The organism is Streptomyces sp. WAC05374, assembly GCF_004353505.1.
In the GTDB taxonomy this organism is placed as follows: Bacteria; Actinomycetota; Actinomycetes; order Streptomycetales; family Streptomycetaceae; genus Streptomyces.
In genome coordinates this window covers 1-19,218 of the sequence record NZ_SMNQ01000015.1, presented here as the reverse complement: position 1 = coordinate 19,218, position 19,218 = coordinate 1, and the positions used below count along the sequence as shown (strand labels likewise).

The following is a 19,218-nucleotide window of genomic DNA, read 5'->3' as shown; positions in this document are numbered from 1 at the left end:
GGGCGTGCGGCGAGACAGGATGCCTGCGCCGACCCGGTTGCAGGAGGAACGCATGCACGGCATGACCAGCTTCGACGACATCTACGACCGCCCCGACCCGCGCGCCTACTTCACCCGGCTCGCGCCGCTGTCCTACGAGATCCCGCACCACGCCCAGGCCGTCTTCCGCCGCACCGTCGCCGAACGCGCGGACCCCGGCCTCACCGTCCTGGACCTGTGCTGCTCGTACGGCATCAACGCCGCCCTGCTCAACCACGACCTGACCCTCGCCGACCTGTACGCCCACTACACCAGCCCCATGGCCGCGCGCCTGACGACCGCCGAACTCATCGAGTACGACAAGGAGTTCTACGGCGCCAGGCGCCGGCCCGGCGCCGTCCGCGTCCTCGGCCTCGACATCGCCCGGCACGCCCTCGACTACGCCCGCGCGGTCGGCCTCCTCGACGGCGTCCACTCCGACAACCTCGAAGAGCACGTGCCCGGCCCCGCCCTGATGGCCGCCATGGCCGACGTCGGCCTCATCACCCTGACCGGCGGTGCCAGTTTCCTCAGCCGCCGCACCTTCGCCGCGCTGCTCGAATGCGCACAGCGCCCGGTCTGGGTGAGCGCCTTCGCCCTGCGCACGGTTCCGTACGCGCCCATCGCCTCGTGCCTGGCGGGCTTCGGCCTCACCACCCGTACGGACCCCGACCGCACGTATCCGCAGCGGGCGTTCACGGACCCGGAGGAACAGCGCGCCGCCGTCCGTGCCGTACGGCTCGCTGGCCTGGACCCCACGGGCCGGGAAACCGACGGCCACTACCACACCGCCCTGTACGAGTCCCGGCCCTGAGTCATTGTCAGTGGCGCCGCCTAAGGTCGTTCCATGGTCATCAACCCGAACGCGCTGGGCCTGGACCTCCCGCCCGGCACCCTGCGCGTCCAGCCGTCGCTCTGGTACGCGGACGAGCCCGCGACGCCCGACACGTGGGCGCACCTCCTGCGTGCCCGGGAAGCCACCGGGATGCAGCCGGTGCTGCTCACCGAGACCCAGTACCTCCACACCGGCCTGGTGGCCGACCCCGACGACCACGACGCGGCCACGACCCTGGCCGGGCTCTGGGACGAGCTGGCGGAGGAGGACAGCGGCGGCGCCCCCGAGCCCTTCTCCGCCGCCTGGCCCGGTCTCGCCCCGGCGTCCCGCGCGGCCACCGGCTCCGGCCCGGACGACGCCGCCGCCCGCCTGGCGGCCGAACTGACCGGGGCTGACGACCTGTTGAAGGGGGCCCGGGGCGCCCTGGTCCCGGCCCGCCGCAGCGCCGACATCCCGGCCGTCCTCGGCTGGGGCGGCGCCAGGGAGCACACCGAGCCCGTCCGGCTCTCCGCCGTGCTCCGCTCCTGGGAGGACCGGTTCGGCATACGGGTGGTGGGCCTGGGGCCCGACGTGCTCACCGTCTCCGTCGCGGCGCCGCCCCGCACCCCGGCCGACGCGCTCGCCGTGGCGGCCGAGCACCACGCGTTCTGCCCCGACGGCGTCCGGGACGGGTACGACACCCTGCGCGCCTACGCGGACGAGGAGGTGCTCGACCGCCCCGACTGGACGTTCTGGTGGGACTAGGGCGTGTCTTTTGGATCAGGCCGGATCAGGGAGCGGGGTCTGGTGCGTGTGGATGCAAGGCGGAGGTGGGGGTCCCCCCGCCGAAGGCAGGGGGAGGAGCCACTGCGGTGGGGGCACCTCCCGTGCCCGTAGGGCTACGGGGGACATTGGCGACCGACGACAACGCCGCTGGGGGTCCCCCCGCCGCAGGCAGGGGGAGCGCGTGCCAGGGCACGCGAGCCCGCCAAGATCCGACAGACGCGCCCTAACCCCTGAGCCTCTGGGCGACCTCCGTCGCCCAGTAGGTGAGGATCATCTGCGCGCCCGCCCGCTTGATGCCGGTGAGGGACTCCAGAATCGCCTTGTCCCGCTCGATCCAGCCCTTCTCGGCGGCGGCCTCGATCATCGCGTACTCACCGCTGATCTGGTACGCGGCGAGGGGCACGTCCACCCGCTCCGCGACCTTCGCCAGCACGTCCAGATAGGGCCCGGCCGGCTTGACCATCACCATGTCGGCGCCCTCCTCCAGGTCCAGCGCCAGCTCCCGCAGCGACTCCCGGAGGTTCGCCGCGTCCTGCTGGTAGGTCTTGCGGTCGCCCTTCAGCGACGACCCGACCGCCTCGCGGAAGGGCCCGTAGAACGCCGACGCGTACTTCGCCGTGTAGGCGAGGATCGCCACGTCCTCCTTGCCGATGGTGTCCAGGGCGTCCCGGACCACCCCGACCTGCCCGTCCATCATGCCGCTGGGCCCCACGACATGGACGCCCGCGTCCGCCTGGACCTGCGCCATCTCGGCGTACCGCTCCAGGGTCGCGTCATTGTCGACGCGCCCCTCCTGGTCCAGCACGCCGCAGTGCCCGTGGTCGGTGTACTCGTCGAGGCACAGGTCCGACATGATGACCAGGTCGTCCCCGACCTCGGCCCGCACGTCCCGGATCGCGACCTGCAGAATCCCGTCCGGGTCGGTCCCCGCCGTCCCGAGCGCGTCCTTCTTCGCGTCCTCCGGCACGCCGAAGAGCATGATGCCGGAGACCCCGGCCTCGACCGCCTCCACCGCGGCCTTCCGCAGGGTGTCCCGCGTGTGCTGCACGACGCCGGGCATCGCCCCGATGGGCACCGGCTCGCTCACCCCCTCGCGCACGAACGCGGGCAGGATCAGGTCGGCCGGGTGCAGCCGCGTCTCCGCGACCATGCGCCGCATCACGGGAGTCGTCCGCAGCCGCCGCGGCCGCGCACCGGGGAAGGATCCGTACGAAGTCATACGCCCACGCTACGCCCGCGCACCCGATGCTCTTGCCGACAGCCTGCCGGGCACACCACGCACGCGGGAGCCGTGCGGGGACGCCCCCACCGGGAACGCCCCCACCACACCGCGCCGCCGCGCGCCCGACCGCCAAGCCGCACCGCCCGGCCGGGAAGCACACCACCGTCCCGCCGAACACCCGCCCGCCCGGCAAGCCGCGCCACCGGCACCACACCGCGCCGCCGCGCGCCCGACCGTCAGGTCGTGCGCCGCCGACGCGCGCCCGGGCGGCGCTCGCTGGGCCGGGTGACCGGGTCACCGGCCTCCAGCGCGGCCGCCCGCCGCCGGAGCCCGAACTCGGCGAGCGCCTCGGCCAGCTTGTGCACGGACGGCTCGGGCGACAGCACGTCCACCCGCAGCCCGTGCTCCTCCGCCGTCTTGGCGGTCGCCGGGCCGATGCAGGCGATGACCGTCACGTTGTGCGGCTTGCCGGCGATGCCGACGAGGTTCCGCACCGTCGACGACGACGTGAACAGCACGGCGTCGAACCCACCGCCCTTGATCGCCTCACGCGTCTCCGCCGGCGGCGGCGAGGCGCGCACGGTCCGGTAGGCGGTGACGTCGTCGACCTCCCACCCGAGCTCGATGAGCCCCGCGACCAGCGTCTCGGTCGCGATGTCGGCCCGCGGCAGGAACACCCGGTCGATGGGGTCGAAGACCGGGTCGTACGGCGGCCAGTCCTCCAGCAGGCCCGCCGCCGACTGCTCCCCGCTCGGCACGAGGTCGGGCTTCACACCGAACTCGACCAGCGCGGCAGCCGTCTGCTCGCCCACCGCCGCGACCTTGATCCCGGCGAAGGCGCGGGCGTCGAGCCCGTACTCCTCGAACTTCTCCCGCACGGCCTTGACCGCGTTGACGGAGGTGAAGGCGATCCACTCGTACCGCCCGGTGACGAGGCCCTTGACCGCGCGCTCCATCTGCTGCGGCGTGCGCGGCGGCTCGACGGCTATGGTCGGGACCTCGCTCGGCACCGCGCCGTAGGACCGGAGCTGGTCGGACAGCGACGCCGCCTGCTCCTTGGTGCGCGGGACGAGGACCTTCCAGCCGAACAGCGGCTTGGACTCGAACCAGGCGAGCTGGTCGCGCTGGGCGGTGGCGCTGCGCTCACCGACCACCGCTATGACGGGCTGGTGGCCCTCCGGCGAGGGCAGCACCTTCGCCTGCTTGAGCACCTGCGCGATGGAGCCGAGCGTCGCGGTCCACGTCCGCTGCCGGGTGGTCGTCCCGGCCACGGTGACGGTCAGCGGGGTGTCGGGCTTACGGCCCGCCGACACCAGCTCACCGGCCGCGGCGGCCACGGAGTCGAGGGTCGTCGACACGACCACCGTGCCGTCGCTCGTCCCGACCTCCGTCCAGCACCGCTCGCTCGCGGTCCGGGCGTCCACGAAGCGCACGTCGGCGCCCTCCGCGTCGCGCAGCGGCACACCGGCGTACGCGGGCACGCCCACGGCCGCGGCGACACCGGGCACCACCTCGAAGGGGATGCCCTCCGCGGCGCACGCGAGCATCTCGGCGCCCGCGTTGCCGTCGAGCCCCGGGTCGCCGCTGATCGCACGCACGACCCGCTTGCCGCCCCGCGCGGCCTCCATGACAAGATTGGTCGCATCCCTCAACACGGGGACTCCGGCGGTCATTGACGCATCGTCAACAACCGTCAGCTCAGGCGTGCTCACGCCCGCCCGCGCATGACCGCGTACGACCTCGAGCACATCCGGCTCGGCGATCAGTACGTCGGCGCCCGCCAGCGCCTCGACGGCGCGCAGAGTCAGCAGTCCCGGATCACCGGGTCCGGCGCCCAGGAAGGTGACGTGCCCGCACGCGGAGTACGCGGAGGAAGCCTTGGATGCAGTGGTGGGGCTCAAAGTGCTCGCTCCCCCATAAGACCGGCCGCACCCTTGGCGAGCATCTCGGACGCGAGCTCGCGACCGAGCGCGACAGCGTCGCCGTGCGACATGGGTACGGGACCGGTGGTGGACAACTGCACCAGCGTGGAGCCGTCGGTCGTGCCGACGACGCCCCGCAGGCGCATCTCATGAACAACCTGCCCATCGGCCAGGAGGTCGGCAAGCGCACCCACGGGTGCGGAGCAGCCGGCCTCCAGGGCGGCGAGCAGGGACCGCTCGGCGGTCACGGCGGCCCGGGTGTGCGGGTCGTCGAGCTCCGCGAGCGCGGCGGCGAGGTCGGTATTGGCCGCCGTGCACTCGATCGCCAGCGCGCCCTGACCGGGCGCGGGCAGAACCGTGTCGACCGACAGGAAGTCGGTCACCTCGTCACTACGCCCGATCCGGTTGAGACCGGCCGCGGCGAGAACCACCGCGTCCAGCTCCCCGTTGCGTACGTAGCCGATGCGCGTGTCGACATTCCCCCGGATGGCGACGCACTCGATCTCCATGCCGTGGCTGCGCGCGTACGCGTTGAGCTGCGCCATGCGCCGCGGCGAACCGGTGCCCACGCGGGCCCCGGCCGGAAGCTCCTCGAACCGCAGCCCGTCCCGGGCGACCAGCACGTCGCGCGGGTCCTCGCGCCGCGGGATCGCGGCGAGCACCAGGTCGTCGGGCTGCGCGGTCGGCAGGTCCTTCAGCGAGTGGACCGCGAAGTCGACCTCGCCGGCGAGCAGCGCGTCGCGCAGCGCGGTGACGAAGACGCCGGTGCCGCCGATCTGCGCGAGGTGCTCGCGGGAGGTGTCGCCGTACGTGGTGATCTCCACGAGTTCCACGGGGCGCCCGGTCAGCTTCCGGACCGCCTCCGCGACGTGCCCGGACTGGGCCATGGCGAGCTTGCTGCGCCTGGTCCCGAGCCTCAGTGCCCTCTCAGCCCTCTGGGCCCTCTCGGTCATACTCGCCCTCGGTTCTTAAGATCGGCTTCGTTGACGTCGGCCCGGCTGACGGAGGCGACCGTCTCCGGGTCGAGGTCGAAGAGTGTGCGCAGCGCGTCCGCGTACCCCGCGCCGCCGGGCTCGCTGGCGAGCTGCTTGACCCGTACGGTCGGCGCGTGGAGGAGCTTGTCCACCACACGGCGCACGGTCTGGGTGATCTCGGCGCGCTGCTTGTCGTCGAGGCCGGGCAGCCGGCCCTCCAGCCGGGCCATCTCGCCCGCGACGACGTCGGCGGCCATGGTGCGCAGCGCCACGACGGTCGGCGTGATGTGCGCGGCGCGCTGGGCGGCGCCGAAGGCGGCGACCTCGTCGGCGACGATGCCGCGCACCCGGTCCACGTCGGCGGCCATCGGCGCGTCGGCGGAGGCCTCGGCGAGCGACTCGATGTCGACGAGCCGGACGCCGGCCTGCCGGTGCACGGCGGCGTCGATGTCCCGGGGCATGGCCAGGTCGAGCAGCGCGAGCGGCGCCGTACGGCCGGCCATCGCGCTCTCCACGGCGGCGCCCGTCAGCACCAGGCCCGTGGCGCCGGTGCAGGAGACGACGACGTCGGCACGTGTCAGTTCGCCGCCCACGGACTCCATGGGCACGGCCCGGGCGGCCACGCCCGTGCCGCCGGGCTCGGTGAGGATCTGTACGAGCCGCTCGGCGCGTTCCACGGTCCGGTTGGCGATGACGATCTCGCCCACTCCGGCCCGTGCGAGGGTGGCGGCGGCCAGCGAGGACATGGAGCCGGCGCCGATGACGAGGGCCCGCTTGCCCTCGGCCCAGCCGGCCACGTCCGCGCCCGCGGCGAGCTGCTCCAGCCCGAAGGTGACGAGCGACTGACCGGCCCGGTCGATGCCGGTCTCGCTGTGGGCCCGCTTGCCGACCCGCAGCGCCTGCTGGAACAGGTCGTTCAGCAGCCTGCCCGCGGTGTGCATCTCCTGGCCGCGCGCGAGGGCGTCCTTGATCTGGCCGAGGATCTGCCCCTCGCCGACGACCATGGAGTCGAGCCCGCAGGCCACCGAGAACAGGTGGTGGACGGCGCGGTCCTCGTAGTGCACGTAGAGGTAGGGGGTGAGCTCCTCCAGCCCGACCCCGCTGTGCTGGGCGAGCAGCGTGGAGAGCTCGGCGACGCCCGCGTGGAACTTGTCCACGTCGGCGTAGAGCTCGATGCGGTTGCAGGTGGCCAGGACGGTGGCCTCGGCGGCCGGTTCGGCGGCGAGGGTGTCCTGGAGCAGCTTGCTCCGCGTGTCGGAGTCGAGGGAGGCCCGCTCCAGCACGCTGACGGGGGCGCTGCGGTGGCTGAGGCCGACGACCAGGAGGCTCATGCCGGCATCACCGCGGGCATGTCCCCGTCAGGCCCCTTCCGCTCCTCGGCGGCGGTGGCGGCCGCGCCCCGCAGGGGGGCGCCCGCCACGGCGGAGGCCGCGGGGGAGGGAGGCAGGACGGCCTCGCCGCCCGCGCCCGGCTCCTCGCCGGCCTTGCGCTGCTCGTGGAAGGCGAGGATCTGGAGCTCGATGGAGAGGTCGACCTTGCGCACGTCCACCCCGTCGGGCACGGACAGCACGGTCGGCGCGAAGTTCAGGATGGAGGTCACCCCGGCCGCGACGAGCCGGTCGCAGACCTGCTGCGCGGCGCCGGCGGGCGTGGCGATGACGCCGATGGAGACGCCGTTCTCCTCGACGATCTTCTCCAGGTCGTCGATGAACTGGACGGGGATGCCGGCGACCGGCTTGCCGACCATCGCGGGGTCGGCGTCGATCAGCGCGGCCACGCGGAAGCCACGGGAGGCGAACCCGCCGTAGTTGGCGAGGGCGGCGCCGAGGTTACCGATACCGACCATGACGATCGGCCAGTCCTGGGTGAGCCCCAGCTCGCGCGAGATCTGGTAGACGAGGTACTCGACGTCGTACCCCACACCGCGGGTGCCGTAGGAGCCGAGGTACGAGAAGTCCTTGCGCAGCTTCGCGGAATTGACGCCCGCCGCCGCCGCGAGCTCCTCGGAGGAGACCGTCGGCACGGAGCGCTCCGACAGTGCGGTGAGCGCCCGCAGATACAGCGGAAGCCTGGCGACGGTGGCCTCGGGGATTCCTCGGCTGCGGGTCGCCGGTCGGTGTGTTCGGCCAGTTGCCACGATGCTCCTGCGGGATGAGCGGGGCTGCAGGCGGCCATACGTACCAAGACCGCCCCGTCGACAGCAGGCTATGTCTTTGTGAACGCGTGCACAAAGATGGTGTCCATTTTGTCCGCGCAAAGTGACCGGGCTCACGCGAATCGTTCGCGCCATCCCGGAACCAAGGTGAACCTCAGTCCGTTCGCGAGCCGAAGGGGGCAAAGCTGTACACACTCCTCATGACCTCGCCCCCGAACCGCAACAAAACGCACACGATGGTAACCGCCTTTCCCGGTCACGCCGCCCGGCCGCCGCGGGCCGCCGGGGCACCGCTCAGGCCTCCAGGGCCCGCCGCAGCCGCCCGGCGTCCACCTTCCAGAACGTGTGCTGCTCACCGTCCACCAGCACAACCGGAATCTGCTCCCAGTACGCCCGGTGCAGTTCCTCATCCTGGAGGATGTCCTTCTCCTCCCACAGCGCGCCCGTCTCGGCGCACACCTCCCGGATCACCTCCCGCGCGTCGTCGCACAGGTGGCACCCGGGCTTCCCGATGAGGGTCACCGTGCGCGGGCCGGCCTTCTTCTTCGTACGTCCGAACATGCCCCTATTCTCCGTCCGGGCCATGCCGCCGCCGCACAGAGTTCACGCCATGGCATCCCCACACGTCGGGAAGGACCGAACACAGTGGCTATGCTCACGACATGGCCGCACTGGGATGGCTCACTCCGCACAGGCGTTCCGCCACCGCGCGCAGCGTGCTGGCGGGCGAGGCGTCGGCCGAGGCGGCCCGCAAGACCTCGCAGCCGGCGCCCGAACCCCAGTTCCCCGTCCCCGGCGACGAGCACGCCGCCGCCTTCTTCGACCTCGACAACACGGTGATGCAGGGCGCCGCGATCTTCCACTTCGGCCGCGGACTGTACAAGCGGAAGTTCTTCCAGCGCCGCGAGCTCGCCCGGTTCGCCTGGCAGCAGGCGTGGTTCCGGCTGGCAGGCGTCGAGGACCCCGAGCACATGCAGGACGCCCGCGACAGCGCGCTGTCCATCGTCAAGGGCCACCGCGTCTCCGAGCTGATGACCATCGGCGAGGAGATCTACGACGAGTACATGGCCGACCGCATCTGGCCCGGCACCCGCGCCCTGGCGCAGGCCCACCTGGACGCCGGCCAGAGGGTCTGGCTGGTCACGGCGGCCCCCGTGGAGACGGCGACCATCATCGCCCGCCGCCTGGGCCTGACCGGCGCCCTCGGCACGGTCGCCGAATCCGTGGACGGCGTCTACACCGGCAAGCTCGTCGGCGAGCCGCTGCACGGCCCGGCCAAGGCGGAGGCGGTCCGTGCCCTGGCCGCCGCGGAGGGCCTGGACCTCTCGCGGTGCGCGGCGTACAGCGACAGCCACAACGACATCCCGATGCTGTCGCTGGTGGGCCACCCGTACGCCATCAACCCGGACACCAAGCTCCGCAGGTACGCGCGCGAGCGCGAATGGCGGCTGCGCGACTACCGGACGGGCCGCAAGGCCGCCAAGGTCGGCATCCCGGCCGCCGCGGGCGTCGGCGCCCTGGCCGGCGGCACGGCCGCCGCGGTCGCCCTCCACCGCCGCCGCCGCTGACCCCCCGCGCCGCCCACGCGGCCGTCCCGGGCACCCGGGGCACCTGGCCCGCCGACCCGCACCCACCCGTGCCGCCCGCACCCGCCCCGCACCCACCCGTGCCGCCCGCGCCGCCCTCCGGGTCGTGGCCAATCCGGGCTTCTTACCCCCCTCCGGCCCCGGGCAGTCGCGCCGCCCGCACTCGGCCACAAGAGATCCCGCACTCAGCCAGAACTGGAAGTAATCCGATCAATAACTGGTCACGAAGTGCGACTTGATCAGCCGCGTAGACGTAACAGAAGCGACTGAATCGATGATTTGAGCAACTCGGTGTAGCGCTCCCTGCACTAAGCGTTATTCTCCTCAAACGCATACGGGACCCCCTCGCGTCGCTACGACGGGTGAACGGTTCCGTACTGCACGTGATGGAAGCTCTGCCTCTGGGAGTCCCGTGTACCCACACGTCGGGGTTGACGCCTCGGGCCTGGCTACGCTCCGCGCGACGGTCCTCGACCATCTGCGCGGCTTCGTCCCCACCGCGTACGCCGTCCCGGCCTTCGCCTCACCGGCACTCGCCGGTCCTTGCTATGCCCTCGCCGACGGCGGCGCAGCCGTCGGGAGACGCGGCGGCCGGGGCGGTTCGGGCACCTCGACCACCGCCCGACGGCCCACCGCCGACAGCGACAGCGCACGCATGATGGAGCTGGTCGAGCGCGCCCAGGCCGGCGAGGCCGAAGCCTTCGGCCGCCTGTACGACCAGTACAGCGACACCGTCTACCGCTACATCTACTACCGCGTCGGCGGGAAGGCGACGGCCGAGGACCTGACCAGCGAGACGTTCCTGCGCGCCCTGCGCCGCATCTCCACCTTCACGTGGCAGGGGCGCGATTTCGGTGCCTGGCTGGTCACCATCGCTCGCAACCTGGTCGCCGACCACTTCAAGTCGAGCCGTTTCCGACTGGAAGTGACCACCGGCGAAATGCTGGACGCCAACGAGGTCGAGCGCAGCCCGGAGGACTCGGTCCTGGAGTCCCTCTCCAACGCGGCCCTCCTCGAGGCCGTGCGCAAGCTGAACCCGCAGCAGCAGGAGTGCGTGACCCTGCGCTTCCTCCAGGGCCTGTCGGTCGCCGAGACCGCCCGGGTCATGGGCAAGAACGAGGGCGCGATCAAGACCCTCCAGTACCGGGCGGTCCGGACCCTGGCGCGTCTGCTCCCCGAAGACGCCCGCTGACCGCCCGTCCACCCCGACTCTCCGCCCGTCCACCCCAACTCACCTACCGTGACGCCTCGATGACGCGCTGGTCCGATCATCTTTCGTGCGTAACCCAAGTGCCGAGACGCTCGTTGTGCGGGATGCAGGCTCCCTGTGGTCGCACCCCGAGCCCAGCCCCTCACTCGTTCGTGTGGATGTGCTCAAGGTGTGCAACCTTCCGGACCCCCCGGGGAGTCGACCGTCATGACGAGAGGAGGTGCCGCCAGTGATCGCGAACGTATCGGCGCACCGGCGGGCGAACGCCTTCGCCCAGGCCCTGGAAGAGCAGGCGGCCGAGCAGCCCGAGGCATCGGTCGAACCGACCGAACAGGGTCGGCTGTTGGCCCTGGCGAGCGGTCTCGGCGAGCTGCCGAAGCCGGAGTTGGACCCCGACGTGAAGGTGGTGCAGCGGGCACAGCTCGTCGCCGCCATGGAGGCGATGTTCGCCGAGGGGAGCGCGTCCGCGGGCCCTACGGTGCCGGAGCAGCGGGCGGCGTCCGGGCGGGGAGCCCACCGGGCCACCGCGCTCCGGAGGTTGCGCCCCCGCTCCCGCTGGTCGAAGGGGCTCGCCGCCGGCGGGCTCACGGTCGGGGTGGCGGCGGGCGCGTTCAGCGGAGTGGCCGCTGCCAGTTCCGACGCCCTCCCGGGTGACTCGCTGTACGGGCTGAAGCGCGGAATGGAAGACCTCAAGCTCGGTATGGCGGACGACGACGCCGACCGGGGCGAGATCTACCTGAACCAGGCTTCCACCCGGCTGGGCGAGGCCCGCCGCCTGATGGAGCGCGACCGCTCCGGGTTGCTGGACCACGAGTCCCTGGGCGAGATCCGGCGGGCGCTCAACGGCATGCAGCACGACGCCTCCGAGGGCCACCGGCTGCTCCGCCTGGCCTACGAGCGGGACGGCACCATCGCGCCGATGGCCACGCTCAGTTCGTTCGCCCGCAGCCACCGGGACGCCTGGAACGGCCTGCGCGACCGGCTGCCCGCCCAGCTCACCGACGTACGGGACCAGGTGAGTGACGTCTTCGCCGCCATAGACGAAGAGGTCGGGCCGCTCCAGTCCAAGCTGCCGCAGGCCCCGGAGCGGAGCGACGGCCGGGGCTCGAGCCGGCCGGGTGCCACCGAGGACTCCACCGGCTCCCGCCCCTCCTACCAGTCCCCGTCGGCCCCGGAGTCCCGGCCCTCGGGCAGCAGCAGCAAGCCCGGCCCCTCCGGTTCCGGCTCCGGCCCGGCGAAGGACGACGGCCTGCTCGGCGGCAACACGGGCGGGCTGCTCGAACCGGAGCCGGCGACCTCCGCACCGCCCTCCGGCGGCGGCACCCAGTCCACCCCGCCGCCCGCTCCGGACGTCACGATCCCGCCGCTGTTCCCGGGCATCATCGGCGGCCTGGGCATCGACGAGGAAGACGCGAGGTAGAGCGGCGGTGGGCGCCCCCCCCCGGGGGCGCCCCCCCCCCCCCCCGCCCCCCAAAACCCCCGCCGCAAAGACCCCCGCCGCTCAGAAGAACACCGGCCCTCAGAAGAACACCGACCGCCGCTGCACCAGAAGCTTGTAGAGCGTGTGCTGGATCTGTTCCCGCACCTGGTCCGTCAGGTTGAACATCAGCATCGGGTCCTCCGCCGCCTCCGGCGGGAAGCCGTCCGTCGGGATCGGCTCGCCGAACTGGATGGTCCACTTCGTCGGCAGCGGCACCATCCCCAGCGGCCCGAGCCAGGGGAACGTGGGCGTGATCGGGAAGTACGGGAAGCCCAGCAGCCGTGCCAGCGTCCTGGCGTTACCGATCATGGGGTAGATCTCCTCCGCCCCCACGATCGAACACGGGACGATCGGCGCCCCCGCCCGCAGCGCGGTCGAGACGAACCCGCCGCGGCCGAACCGCTGGAGCTTGTAGCGCTCGCCGAAGGGCTTCCCGATGCCCTTGAAGCCTTCCGGCATCACCCCGACGACCTCACCGCGCTGGAGCAGCCGCTCCGCGTCCTCCGCGCACGCCAGCGTGTGCCCCGCCTTGCGGGCCAGCTCGTTGACGACCGGCAGCATGAAGACCAGGTCCGCGGCGAGGAGCCGCAGGTGGCGCCCTGCCGGGTGGTTGTCGTGCACGGCGACCTGCATCATCAGCCCGTCCAGCGGCAGCGTCCCCGAATGGTTCGCCACCACCAGCGCCCCGCCCTCGGACGGGATGTTCTCGATGCCCTTCACCTCGACGCGGAAGTACTTCTCGTACAGCGGCCGCAGCAGCGACATCAGGACCTGGTCGGTGAGCTCCTCGTCGTACCCGAACTCGTCGACCTCGTACTCGCCGGTGATCCGCCGCCGCAGGAAGGCCAGCCCGCCGGCGATCCGCCGCTCCCAGTCGCCGCCGTCCGCACCCGTGCCGGCCCGCGCGTCCTCCGGTGCCCCGTCCGTGCCCGTGCCGGCCGCCGCCCCGGGCGTCTGAGGCCCCGGCAGGGCGCTCACCCCGCCCTCGCCCGTACGCCGCCGGGTGCCGCCGCCCAGCAGGGACCGCCGGCGGCCCGGCCGGGGGCCGGTCGCACCCGCGCGCGACCGGTCGTCGTCGAACGGAATGACCTTGGCGTCCGCCATCGTTGAATCGCGCTCCCTCATCCGGCGCTCTGAGTCGTCTTCGCCCGGCCGCCGCCCAGCAACGGCAGCGACGACGAGGCGATCCGGTCGACCGCCCCCGCGAGGGCCTCCGGCGGCAGCAGGCCCGGGCCCCGGCCGCGGGCGAAGTCCGCGAAGGTCTCCGCGGTCGTGTACGTGGGTGCGAAGCCGAGCGTCTCGCGCATCTGCGCCGTGCTCACCACCCGGCCGTGCGTCAGGAGCCGGATCTGCTCGGGCGAGAAGTCCGTCACGCCGACCGTGCGCAGCGCCGTACCCACCCAGGTGACCGCCGGCAGCGGCACCGGCACCGTCGGGCGCCCCAGCCGCCTCGAGCACTGCGACAGCGTCAGCACACCGTCACCGGCCACGTTGAACGTGCCGCTGTTGAGCGTGCCGCGCCGCGGCTCGTGCGAGGCGATCCGCAGCACCTCGACGACGTCGTCCTCGTGGACGAACTGCAACCGCGGGTCGTAGCCGAACACCGTCGGCAGGACGGGCAGCGACAGGTACTCGGCCAGCGGCGAGTCCGCGGCCGGCCCGAGGATGTTGGCGAACCGCAGCACGCACACCGCCACGTCGGGCCGCCGTCGCGCGAAGCCGCGCACGTACCCCTCGACCTCGACGGCGTCCTTCGCGAAGCCGCCGCTCGGCAGGGACTTCGGCGGTGTCGTCTCCATGAAGACGGCCGGGTCGCGGGGGGCGGAGCCGTACACGCTCGTACTGGACTTCACCACCAGGCGGCTGACCGTCGGTGACTTCTGGCACGCCCCGAGGAGCTGCATGGTGCCGATGACGTTGGTCTCCTTGACCGCAGTCCGGCCGCCGGCGCCCAGCGGCGTCCCGGTGACGTCCATGTGGACGACGGTGTCGACCCCGTACTCGGCCAGGACCCGCCCTATGGCGGGCTGGCGGATGTCGGCACGGACGAACTCCGCGTCACCCAACTGGTGGGCGGGCGGGACGGCGTCCACGCCGATGACCCGCTCCACCTCCGGGTCCCGCTGGATGCGGCGGACGAACCTGCCGCCGAGCTGCCGGGCCACGCCGGTGACGAGCACGACCTTCCCCAAGATCAGCGCCTTCCGTTCGGTCCTCGCCTACCGGCCACCGTAGCGGGTGAATGGTGCGCTGTAATGACCGCCGCACCCCGACGGGTCACGCGGGAAACACCGCGGCCCTCCCACCGGAACCGGTGGAAGGGCCGCGAATGGCGCACGTACAGCCGTCGCTTACTTCTTGTTGCGACGCTGAACGCGGGTGCGCTTGAGCAGCTTGCGGTGCTTCTTCTTGGCCATCCGCTTACGCCGCTTCTTGATAACAGAGCCCACGACTACCCTCGCTCACTTCTCGGAACACCCCCGCACAAGCGGGGATCTCGGTGCGGGGCGTCTGGGCCCACACGACCTACGTCGGTCTAGCCTACCGGCCCGAGCGCCGAGCTTGTAATCCGAGGGGTACATGGGACTCCCCTGACGGCGGCTAAGCCGTCTCCACCCCCACAAAGGACTCACGGAGGTACTCGTGAACCGCTTGCTCCGGCACCCGGAATGACCTGCCCACCCGGATCGCCGGCAGATGACCGCTGTGCACCAAGCGGTACACGGTCATCTTCGACACTCGCATCACCGCGGCGACTTCCGCCACGGTCAGGAACTTGACCTCGTTGAGAGGCCTCTCGCCAGCAGCAGCCATGACCCACCTGTACCTTCCGCCCGCAACGCCCACCGGCTTCCCCTCCGGTGACTCTTCGTCGCGGTGCGCTCACTCACCAGACTAGGGGCGGGTGATACGAGTGGGGAAGAGGAGCTGCCATCGGCCGCCTACCGTGACAGACACGCTCGATTGAGTACATAGCGAGTAAGCGGTCGGTAGTAATCAGACCGCACAGCGTCATCAAGGGGAACGGCGACGGACACCCGTCCCTCGGCCTCCCCGACGAAGAGCGCGGGGTCGTCCGTGTCGGCCAGGCCGACGGCCTCAATACCGAGCTGACCTGCGCCGCAGACCCATCCGTGGTCTCCCACGACGAGCTCCGGCAGGGGCCCTCCGGCGTCCGCCAGACCCTCCAGAGCTGCCCTGACCGGGAGGGGGGAATGGGTGTGTGCGCCGGTCTCACAACCGGCGCCTTCGGCCCCTTCTTCCCGCACCAACGCGACTCCCCGTACGTAGTCGAGACTGTACGTACGTACGCCGAACCGGGTCGTTATGTCGACACATCGCCCCTGCGCGGGTGTGAGAACGAGACATCCGGCCGCCGACAAAGCGTCTGCGAGCCCGGCGTAGAAACCGAGCAGTCGGTGTGGATGACCGGTCCCGAGCAGCACCGGAGCCCGTCTCCTGGCCGCCTCCGCCAGCCGCGCGGCGAACGCGCCGAGCGCGCTCAGTGTCCGCTCCGGGTCGATGACGTCGGGCCCGGACCGGTACGCGGGGTCGCCGGAGACCCCGCACTTGTCCGCCATCAGCCGTAACAAGTCCCGCTCGTCCCACCTCCACAGCGGATCGAGCCCCAGGGTCACCCGGGGGTCCCGGGCCGCGAACAGGCGGTAGCTCCGCAGACTCTGCTCCCGCGAGGTCGCCACCGGACCGGCCAGCCCGGCCGCCAACAAATGCGCACGCATCGCACCGGTACTCAGCACCCTGCCGATGCTGCCGCACCACCCCCGCGCGGGCGCCAAAACCTTGGCGACACCCCACAGTTGGCGTAACCCCGCCGAAGGCGGGCGCGGGTGCCCCAGGGCGGCCCTCCCCGCCAGGCAGGGACCACCCGCCGGCCGCTCCCCTACGGCAGCAGCCCCCGCAGCGGGAACACCGCCCGGCGGGCCGCCAGCACCGCCTGGTCGAGCCGGTCCGCCGGGTCGTACCCCTCGTCCCAGCCCCGCCACGACAGCGGCCACCGCCCGTCGGTCATCCGCCCCGGCGCGAGCTGCCGCGTCCGCGCGTACACCTCGTCCCGCCACGACGACGGGATCACCGACTCGGGCTCCACCGGAGCACCCGCCGCGATGCCCACCAGATGCGTCCACGAACGCGGGACGACGTCCACGACCGCGTACCCGCCGCCGCCCAGGGCGACCCAGCGCCCGTCGGCGTACTCGTGGGCCAGGTCGTGGCAGGCCGCCTGGACCGCCCGCTGGGCGTCCAGGGACACCGCCAGGTGCGCGAGCGGGTCCTCGAAGTGGGTGTCCGCCCCGTGCTGCGTCACCAGCACCTGGGGCCGGAAGTCCGCCAGCAGCTCGGGCACCACCGCGTGGAACGCCCGCAGCCAGCCGGCGTCGCCCGTCCCGGCGGGCAGCGCCACGTTCGCCGCACCGCCCTCGGCGGGCCCCGCCGCGCCCGTCTCCTCCGGCCACCCGGTGCCCGGGAACAGCGTGCGCGGGTGCTCGTGCAGCGAGATGGTCAGCACCCGGGGGTCCTCCCAGAACGCCGCCTGCACACCATCCCCGTGGTGCACGTCCACGTCCACGTACGCCACCCGCTCGGCGCCCAGCTCCAGCAGCCGCGCGATCGCCAGGGACGCGTCGTTGTAGATGCAGAAGCCCGCCGCCGAACCCGGCATCGCGTGGTGCAGCCCGCCCGCGAAGTTCACCGCGTGCGCGGCCTCGCCCCGCCACACGGCCTCGGCCGCACCGACCGACTGACCCGCGATCAGCGCCGACGCCTGGTGCATCCCGGCGAACGCCGGATCGTCCAGCGTTCCCAGCCCGTACGCCTGGTCCGCCGCCCCCGGGTCCGCCGACGCCGCCCGTACGGCCGCCACGTAGTCCTCACGGTGCACCAGCCGCAGCGTGGAGTCCCCGGCCGGCTTCGCGGCCACCACGTCCACCTGACGGTCCAGCCCGTACGCCCGCACCAACCCCATGGTCAGCGCGAGGCGCACCGGGTCCATCGGGTGCCCGGCTCCGAAGTCGTACCCGGTCAGTGCGTCATCCCACATCAACAGTGCGCGGCCGCTCATGCCCGCCACCGTATCGGTCCCGTTCAACGCCGAACGACCGGGCATACCGCAGCGTCACCAGCACCAACACCAGGGGCACCAGCATCGCCCCGCGGTAACTCCACGCGTCCCCCAGCGCACCCACCAGCGGCGAGCCGACGAGGAAGCCCACGTAGTTGAAGACGTTCAGTCGCGCCACCTCCGCGTCACCGCGCGCCGCGGCGAACGTCTGCGGCACCAGCACGCTCAGGCCGACGCCGAGCAGCGTGAACCCCGCCACCCCGGCCCCCGGCCCCGGCGCGCCGGCCACCACCCCGAACCCGGCCGCCGCCAGCACCGCCCCACCCCGCACCACGGCCACCGCACCGAACCGCCGCACCCCCAGGTCCCCCACGGCCCGGCCCAACAGGGTCGTGACCATATAGGCGTTGTACGGAACCGTCGCCAGCGCCTCCGAGCCGCCCAGCACGTCCGTCAGGTACTTCGCGCTCCAGTTGGAGACCGTCGAGTCACCGATGTACGCGAACGTCATCACCAGGCACAGCGGCACCAGCACCCCGGCCGCGCGGCCTCCCGCCGGCCCCTCCCCGCCTCCCCGTCCCCCGTCCACGTACCACCGGCTCCCCACCAGCGCCGCCGGCAGCACCACCACGACGACCGCCAGGTACGACACGCCCAGCGCCACATCCCTGTGCACCGCCACCCAGGCCAGCGACGCCCCCACGATCCCGCCCAGGCTGTACGCCGCGTGGAACCCGAGCATGATGCTGCGTCCGTACGCGTGCTGGAGGCTCACGCCCAGCATGTTCATCGACGCGTCGAGCGCCCCGACGGCCAGCCCGAACACCGAGAGCGCGACCGCCACGTGCCACATCCGCTCCCCGGCGCCCACCCCGAGGAGCGCGAGCAGCACCACCGGCTGCGCCCACCGGAGCACCGCGCTCGGCGCCACCCGGCGCACCAGCTTCCCGGCGGCCACGCTCCCCACACCGGCGAGCACGGGCACGGCCGCCAGGAAGGCCGGCAGCAGGGAGTCGGATATCCCGCAGCGGTCCTGAATCGCGGGGATACGTGTCACCAGGAGCGCGAACGTCACCCCCTGCACGAAGAAGCAGACCGCCAGCGAGCCCCGCCCACGCCTCAACCGCGCATCCGTCATGGCGGCACAGCGTAGGGCGCTCACCTACCGCTGAGTAGACCGATCACACGCGTCACCCGAGCAGTTCCATCAGCGTCCCCATGTCGTCGAAGCAGCCCTTGGCCCCCGCCAGCTTCCCGGCCGGGGTCATCGCGGTGAACCCGTACACGTCCATCCCCGCCGCCAGCGCGGCCCGCACTCCCAACGGAGAGTCCTCGACCACCACGCACCGCTCGGGCGCCACCCCCATCCGCTCGGCGGCGTACAGGAACAGATCCGGTGCCGGCTTCCCCCGCCCCACGTCCTGGGCGCTGAAGACCGTGCCCTCACCGAACCACCGGTCCAGCCCGGTCTTCCGGTGCCCGACCCGAATCCGCTCATGGCTCCCGGACGACGCGACGCAGTACGGCACCCCCTCGGCGGCGAGCTTCTCCAGCACCTCCGGTACGCCGGCGACCACCTGCAACTCGCGCTCGAACGCGGCGAACACACGGGCGTGGAAAATGTCGTCGAAGTCCTCCGGCAGCCGCTGCCCGGACCGCTCCAGCACCAGATCGTGAATGCGGTGCACCGCGGCGCCCATGTAGTCCCGCAGGGAGTCCTCGTACGTGGTGGGGTGCCCGAGCTCGGTCAGGTACGCGGCCAGGATGGTGTTGGAGACGGGCTCGCTGTCCACGAGCACACCGTCATTGTCGAAGATGACCAAGTCATAGCGCATAACCCGACTGTAAACGCGAAAAAGCCCCGCACCAGAGGTGCGGGGCTTTCCCACAAAATTTGTTCGGCGGCGTCCTACTCTCCCACAGGGTCCCCCCTGCAGTACCATCGGCGCTGAAAGGCTTAGCTTCCGGGTTCGG

Annotated in this window: 19 protein-coding genes and 1 rRNA gene; 5 read left to right on the top strand and 15 right to left on the bottom strand. The window is 72.3% G+C overall.

The window, feature by feature from the left end:
• Positions 1 to 52: 52 nt before the first annotated feature.
• Both E2B92_RS32740 and E2B92_RS24460 read left to right on the top strand, forming a co-directional pair.
• On the top strand, positions 53 to 832 hold the full coding sequence (locus E2B92_RS32740; RefSeq protein WP_235023957.1) for a hypothetical protein: 780 nt from the start codon (positions 53 to 55) through the stop codon (positions 830 to 832).
• Between the two features lie 33 nt (positions 833 to 865).
• Positions 866 to 1,597 (top strand): DUF4253 domain-containing protein, encoded by a 732-nt coding sequence (locus E2B92_RS24460; RefSeq protein ID WP_126888501.1) that lies wholly within the window; start codon positions 866 to 868, stop codon positions 1,595 to 1,597.
• A gap of 244 nt (positions 1,598 to 1,841) precedes the next feature.
• Here E2B92_RS24460 and hemB read toward each other — a convergent pair whose 3' ends face one another.
• From hemB to E2B92_RS24430, 6 genes are all read right to left on the bottom strand, one after another.
• Positions 1,842 to 2,837 carry a porphobilinogen synthase gene (gene hemB / locus E2B92_RS24455; protein WP_126888502.1) on the bottom strand — a complete coding sequence of 332 codons (996 nt, stop codon included), beginning with the start codon at positions 2,835 to 2,837 and terminating at the stop codon, positions 1,842 to 1,844.
• Between the two features lie 239 nt (positions 2,838 to 3,076).
• Positions 3,077 to 4,741, bottom strand: coding sequence for a uroporphyrinogen-III synthase (locus tag E2B92_RS24450; RefSeq protein ID WP_126888503.1), 1,665 nt, complete (start codon positions 4,739 to 4,741; stop codon positions 3,077 to 3,079).
• Positions 4,738 to 5,715: a hydroxymethylbilane synthase gene (gene hemC, locus E2B92_RS24445; RefSeq protein ID WP_126888504.1), complete on the bottom strand. Its 978-nt coding sequence runs from the start codon at positions 5,713 to 5,715 to the stop codon at positions 4,738 to 4,740. The genes E2B92_RS24450 and hemC overlap by 4 nt, the downstream gene beginning before the upstream one ends.
• The gene (locus E2B92_RS24440; RefSeq protein ID WP_126888505.1) at positions 5,712 to 7,067 is read right to left on the bottom strand and encodes a glutamyl-tRNA reductase; all 1,356 of its coding nucleotides are present in this window, start codon (positions 7,065 to 7,067) and stop codon (positions 5,712 to 5,714) included. Before E2B92_RS24440 ends, hemC begins: the two co-directional genes overlap by 4 nt.
• Positions 7,064 to 7,873 carry a redox-sensing transcriptional repressor Rex gene (locus E2B92_RS24435; protein ID WP_126888506.1) on the bottom strand — a complete coding sequence of 270 codons (810 nt, stop codon included), beginning with the start codon at positions 7,871 to 7,873 and terminating at the stop codon, positions 7,064 to 7,066. The genes E2B92_RS24440 and E2B92_RS24435 overlap by 4 nt, the downstream gene beginning before the upstream one ends.
• A 312-nt stretch (positions 7,874 to 8,185) precedes the next feature.
• Positions 8,186 to 8,452, bottom strand: a complete 267-nt coding sequence (locus E2B92_RS24430; protein WP_126888507.1) for a glutaredoxin family protein — start codon at positions 8,450 to 8,452, stop codon at positions 8,186 to 8,188.
• Between the two features lie 101 nt (positions 8,453 to 8,553).
• Between E2B92_RS24430 and E2B92_RS24425 the strand changes: the two genes are divergently transcribed.
• The 3 genes from E2B92_RS24425 to E2B92_RS24415 all read left to right on the top strand — a co-directional run bounded on the left by E2B92_RS24425 (position 8,554) and on the right by E2B92_RS24415 (position 12,107).
• Complete coding sequence (locus E2B92_RS24425; RefSeq protein WP_073753144.1) at positions 8,554 to 9,459, top strand: HAD family hydrolase; 906 nt, start codon at positions 8,554 to 8,556, stop codon at positions 9,457 to 9,459.
• A 430-nt stretch (positions 9,460 to 9,889) separates the two neighbouring features.
• Entirely contained in the window at positions 9,890 to 10,669 is a 780-nt protein-coding gene (locus tag E2B92_RS24420) for an ECF subfamily RNA polymerase sigma factor, BldN family (protein WP_126888986.1), read from the top strand.
• A gap of 247 nt (positions 10,670 to 10,916) precedes the next feature.
• Positions 10,917 to 12,107 carry a DUF5667 domain-containing protein gene (locus tag E2B92_RS24415; RefSeq protein WP_126888985.1) on the top strand — a complete coding sequence of 397 codons (1,191 nt, stop codon included), beginning with the start codon at positions 10,917 to 10,919 and terminating at the stop codon, positions 12,105 to 12,107.
• Between the two features lie 99 nt (positions 12,108 to 12,206).
• Here the strand turns inward: E2B92_RS24415 and E2B92_RS24410 are convergent, their stop codons facing one another.
• The 9 genes from E2B92_RS24410 to rrf form a co-directional block, all read right to left on the bottom strand.
• Positions 12,207 to 13,271: a lysophospholipid acyltransferase family protein gene (locus E2B92_RS24410; protein WP_126888984.1), complete on the bottom strand. Its 1,065-nt coding sequence runs from the start codon at positions 13,269 to 13,271 to the stop codon at positions 12,207 to 12,209.
• A gap of 17 nt (positions 13,272 to 13,288) precedes the next feature.
• On the bottom strand, positions 13,289 to 14,359 hold the full coding sequence (locus E2B92_RS24405; protein ID WP_126888983.1) for an NAD-dependent epimerase/dehydratase family protein: 1,071 nt from the start codon (positions 14,357 to 14,359) through the stop codon (positions 13,289 to 13,291).
• A gap of 159 nt (positions 14,360 to 14,518) precedes the next feature.
• Positions 14,519 to 14,617 (bottom strand): 30S ribosomal protein bS22, encoded by a 99-nt coding sequence (locus E2B92_RS24400; protein WP_003948845.1) that lies wholly within the window; start codon positions 14,615 to 14,617, stop codon positions 14,519 to 14,521.
• A gap of 151 nt (positions 14,618 to 14,768) precedes the next feature.
• Positions 14,769 to 14,981 carry a helix-turn-helix domain-containing protein gene (locus E2B92_RS24395; protein ID WP_160159783.1) on the bottom strand — a complete coding sequence of 71 codons (213 nt, stop codon included), beginning with the start codon at positions 14,979 to 14,981 and terminating at the stop codon, positions 14,769 to 14,771.
• A gap of 128 nt (positions 14,982 to 15,109) precedes the next feature.
• Entirely contained in the window at positions 15,110 to 15,925 is an 816-nt protein-coding gene (locus E2B92_RS24390; RefSeq protein WP_126888981.1) for a phosphatase, read from the bottom strand.
• 143 nt (positions 15,926 to 16,068) lie between these two features.
• Positions 16,069 to 17,244, bottom strand: a complete 1,176-nt coding sequence (locus E2B92_RS24385) for an acetoin utilization protein AcuC (protein WP_126888980.1) — start codon at positions 17,242 to 17,244, stop codon at positions 16,069 to 16,071.
• On the bottom strand, positions 17,213 to 18,382 hold the full coding sequence (locus tag E2B92_RS24380; RefSeq protein WP_133087687.1) for an MFS transporter: 1,170 nt from the start codon (positions 18,380 to 18,382) through the stop codon (positions 17,213 to 17,215). Before E2B92_RS24380 ends, E2B92_RS24385 begins: the two co-directional genes overlap by 32 nt.
• A 52-nt stretch (positions 18,383 to 18,434) precedes the next feature.
• Positions 18,435 to 19,079 carry an HAD family hydrolase gene (locus E2B92_RS24375; RefSeq protein ID WP_133087686.1) on the bottom strand — a complete coding sequence of 215 codons (645 nt, stop codon included), beginning with the start codon at positions 19,077 to 19,079 and terminating at the stop codon, positions 18,435 to 18,437.
• A 61-nt stretch (positions 19,080 to 19,140) separates the two neighbouring features.
• Positions 19,141 to 19,218 (bottom strand): 5S ribosomal RNA (gene rrf / locus E2B92_RS24370); the annotation flags it as partial.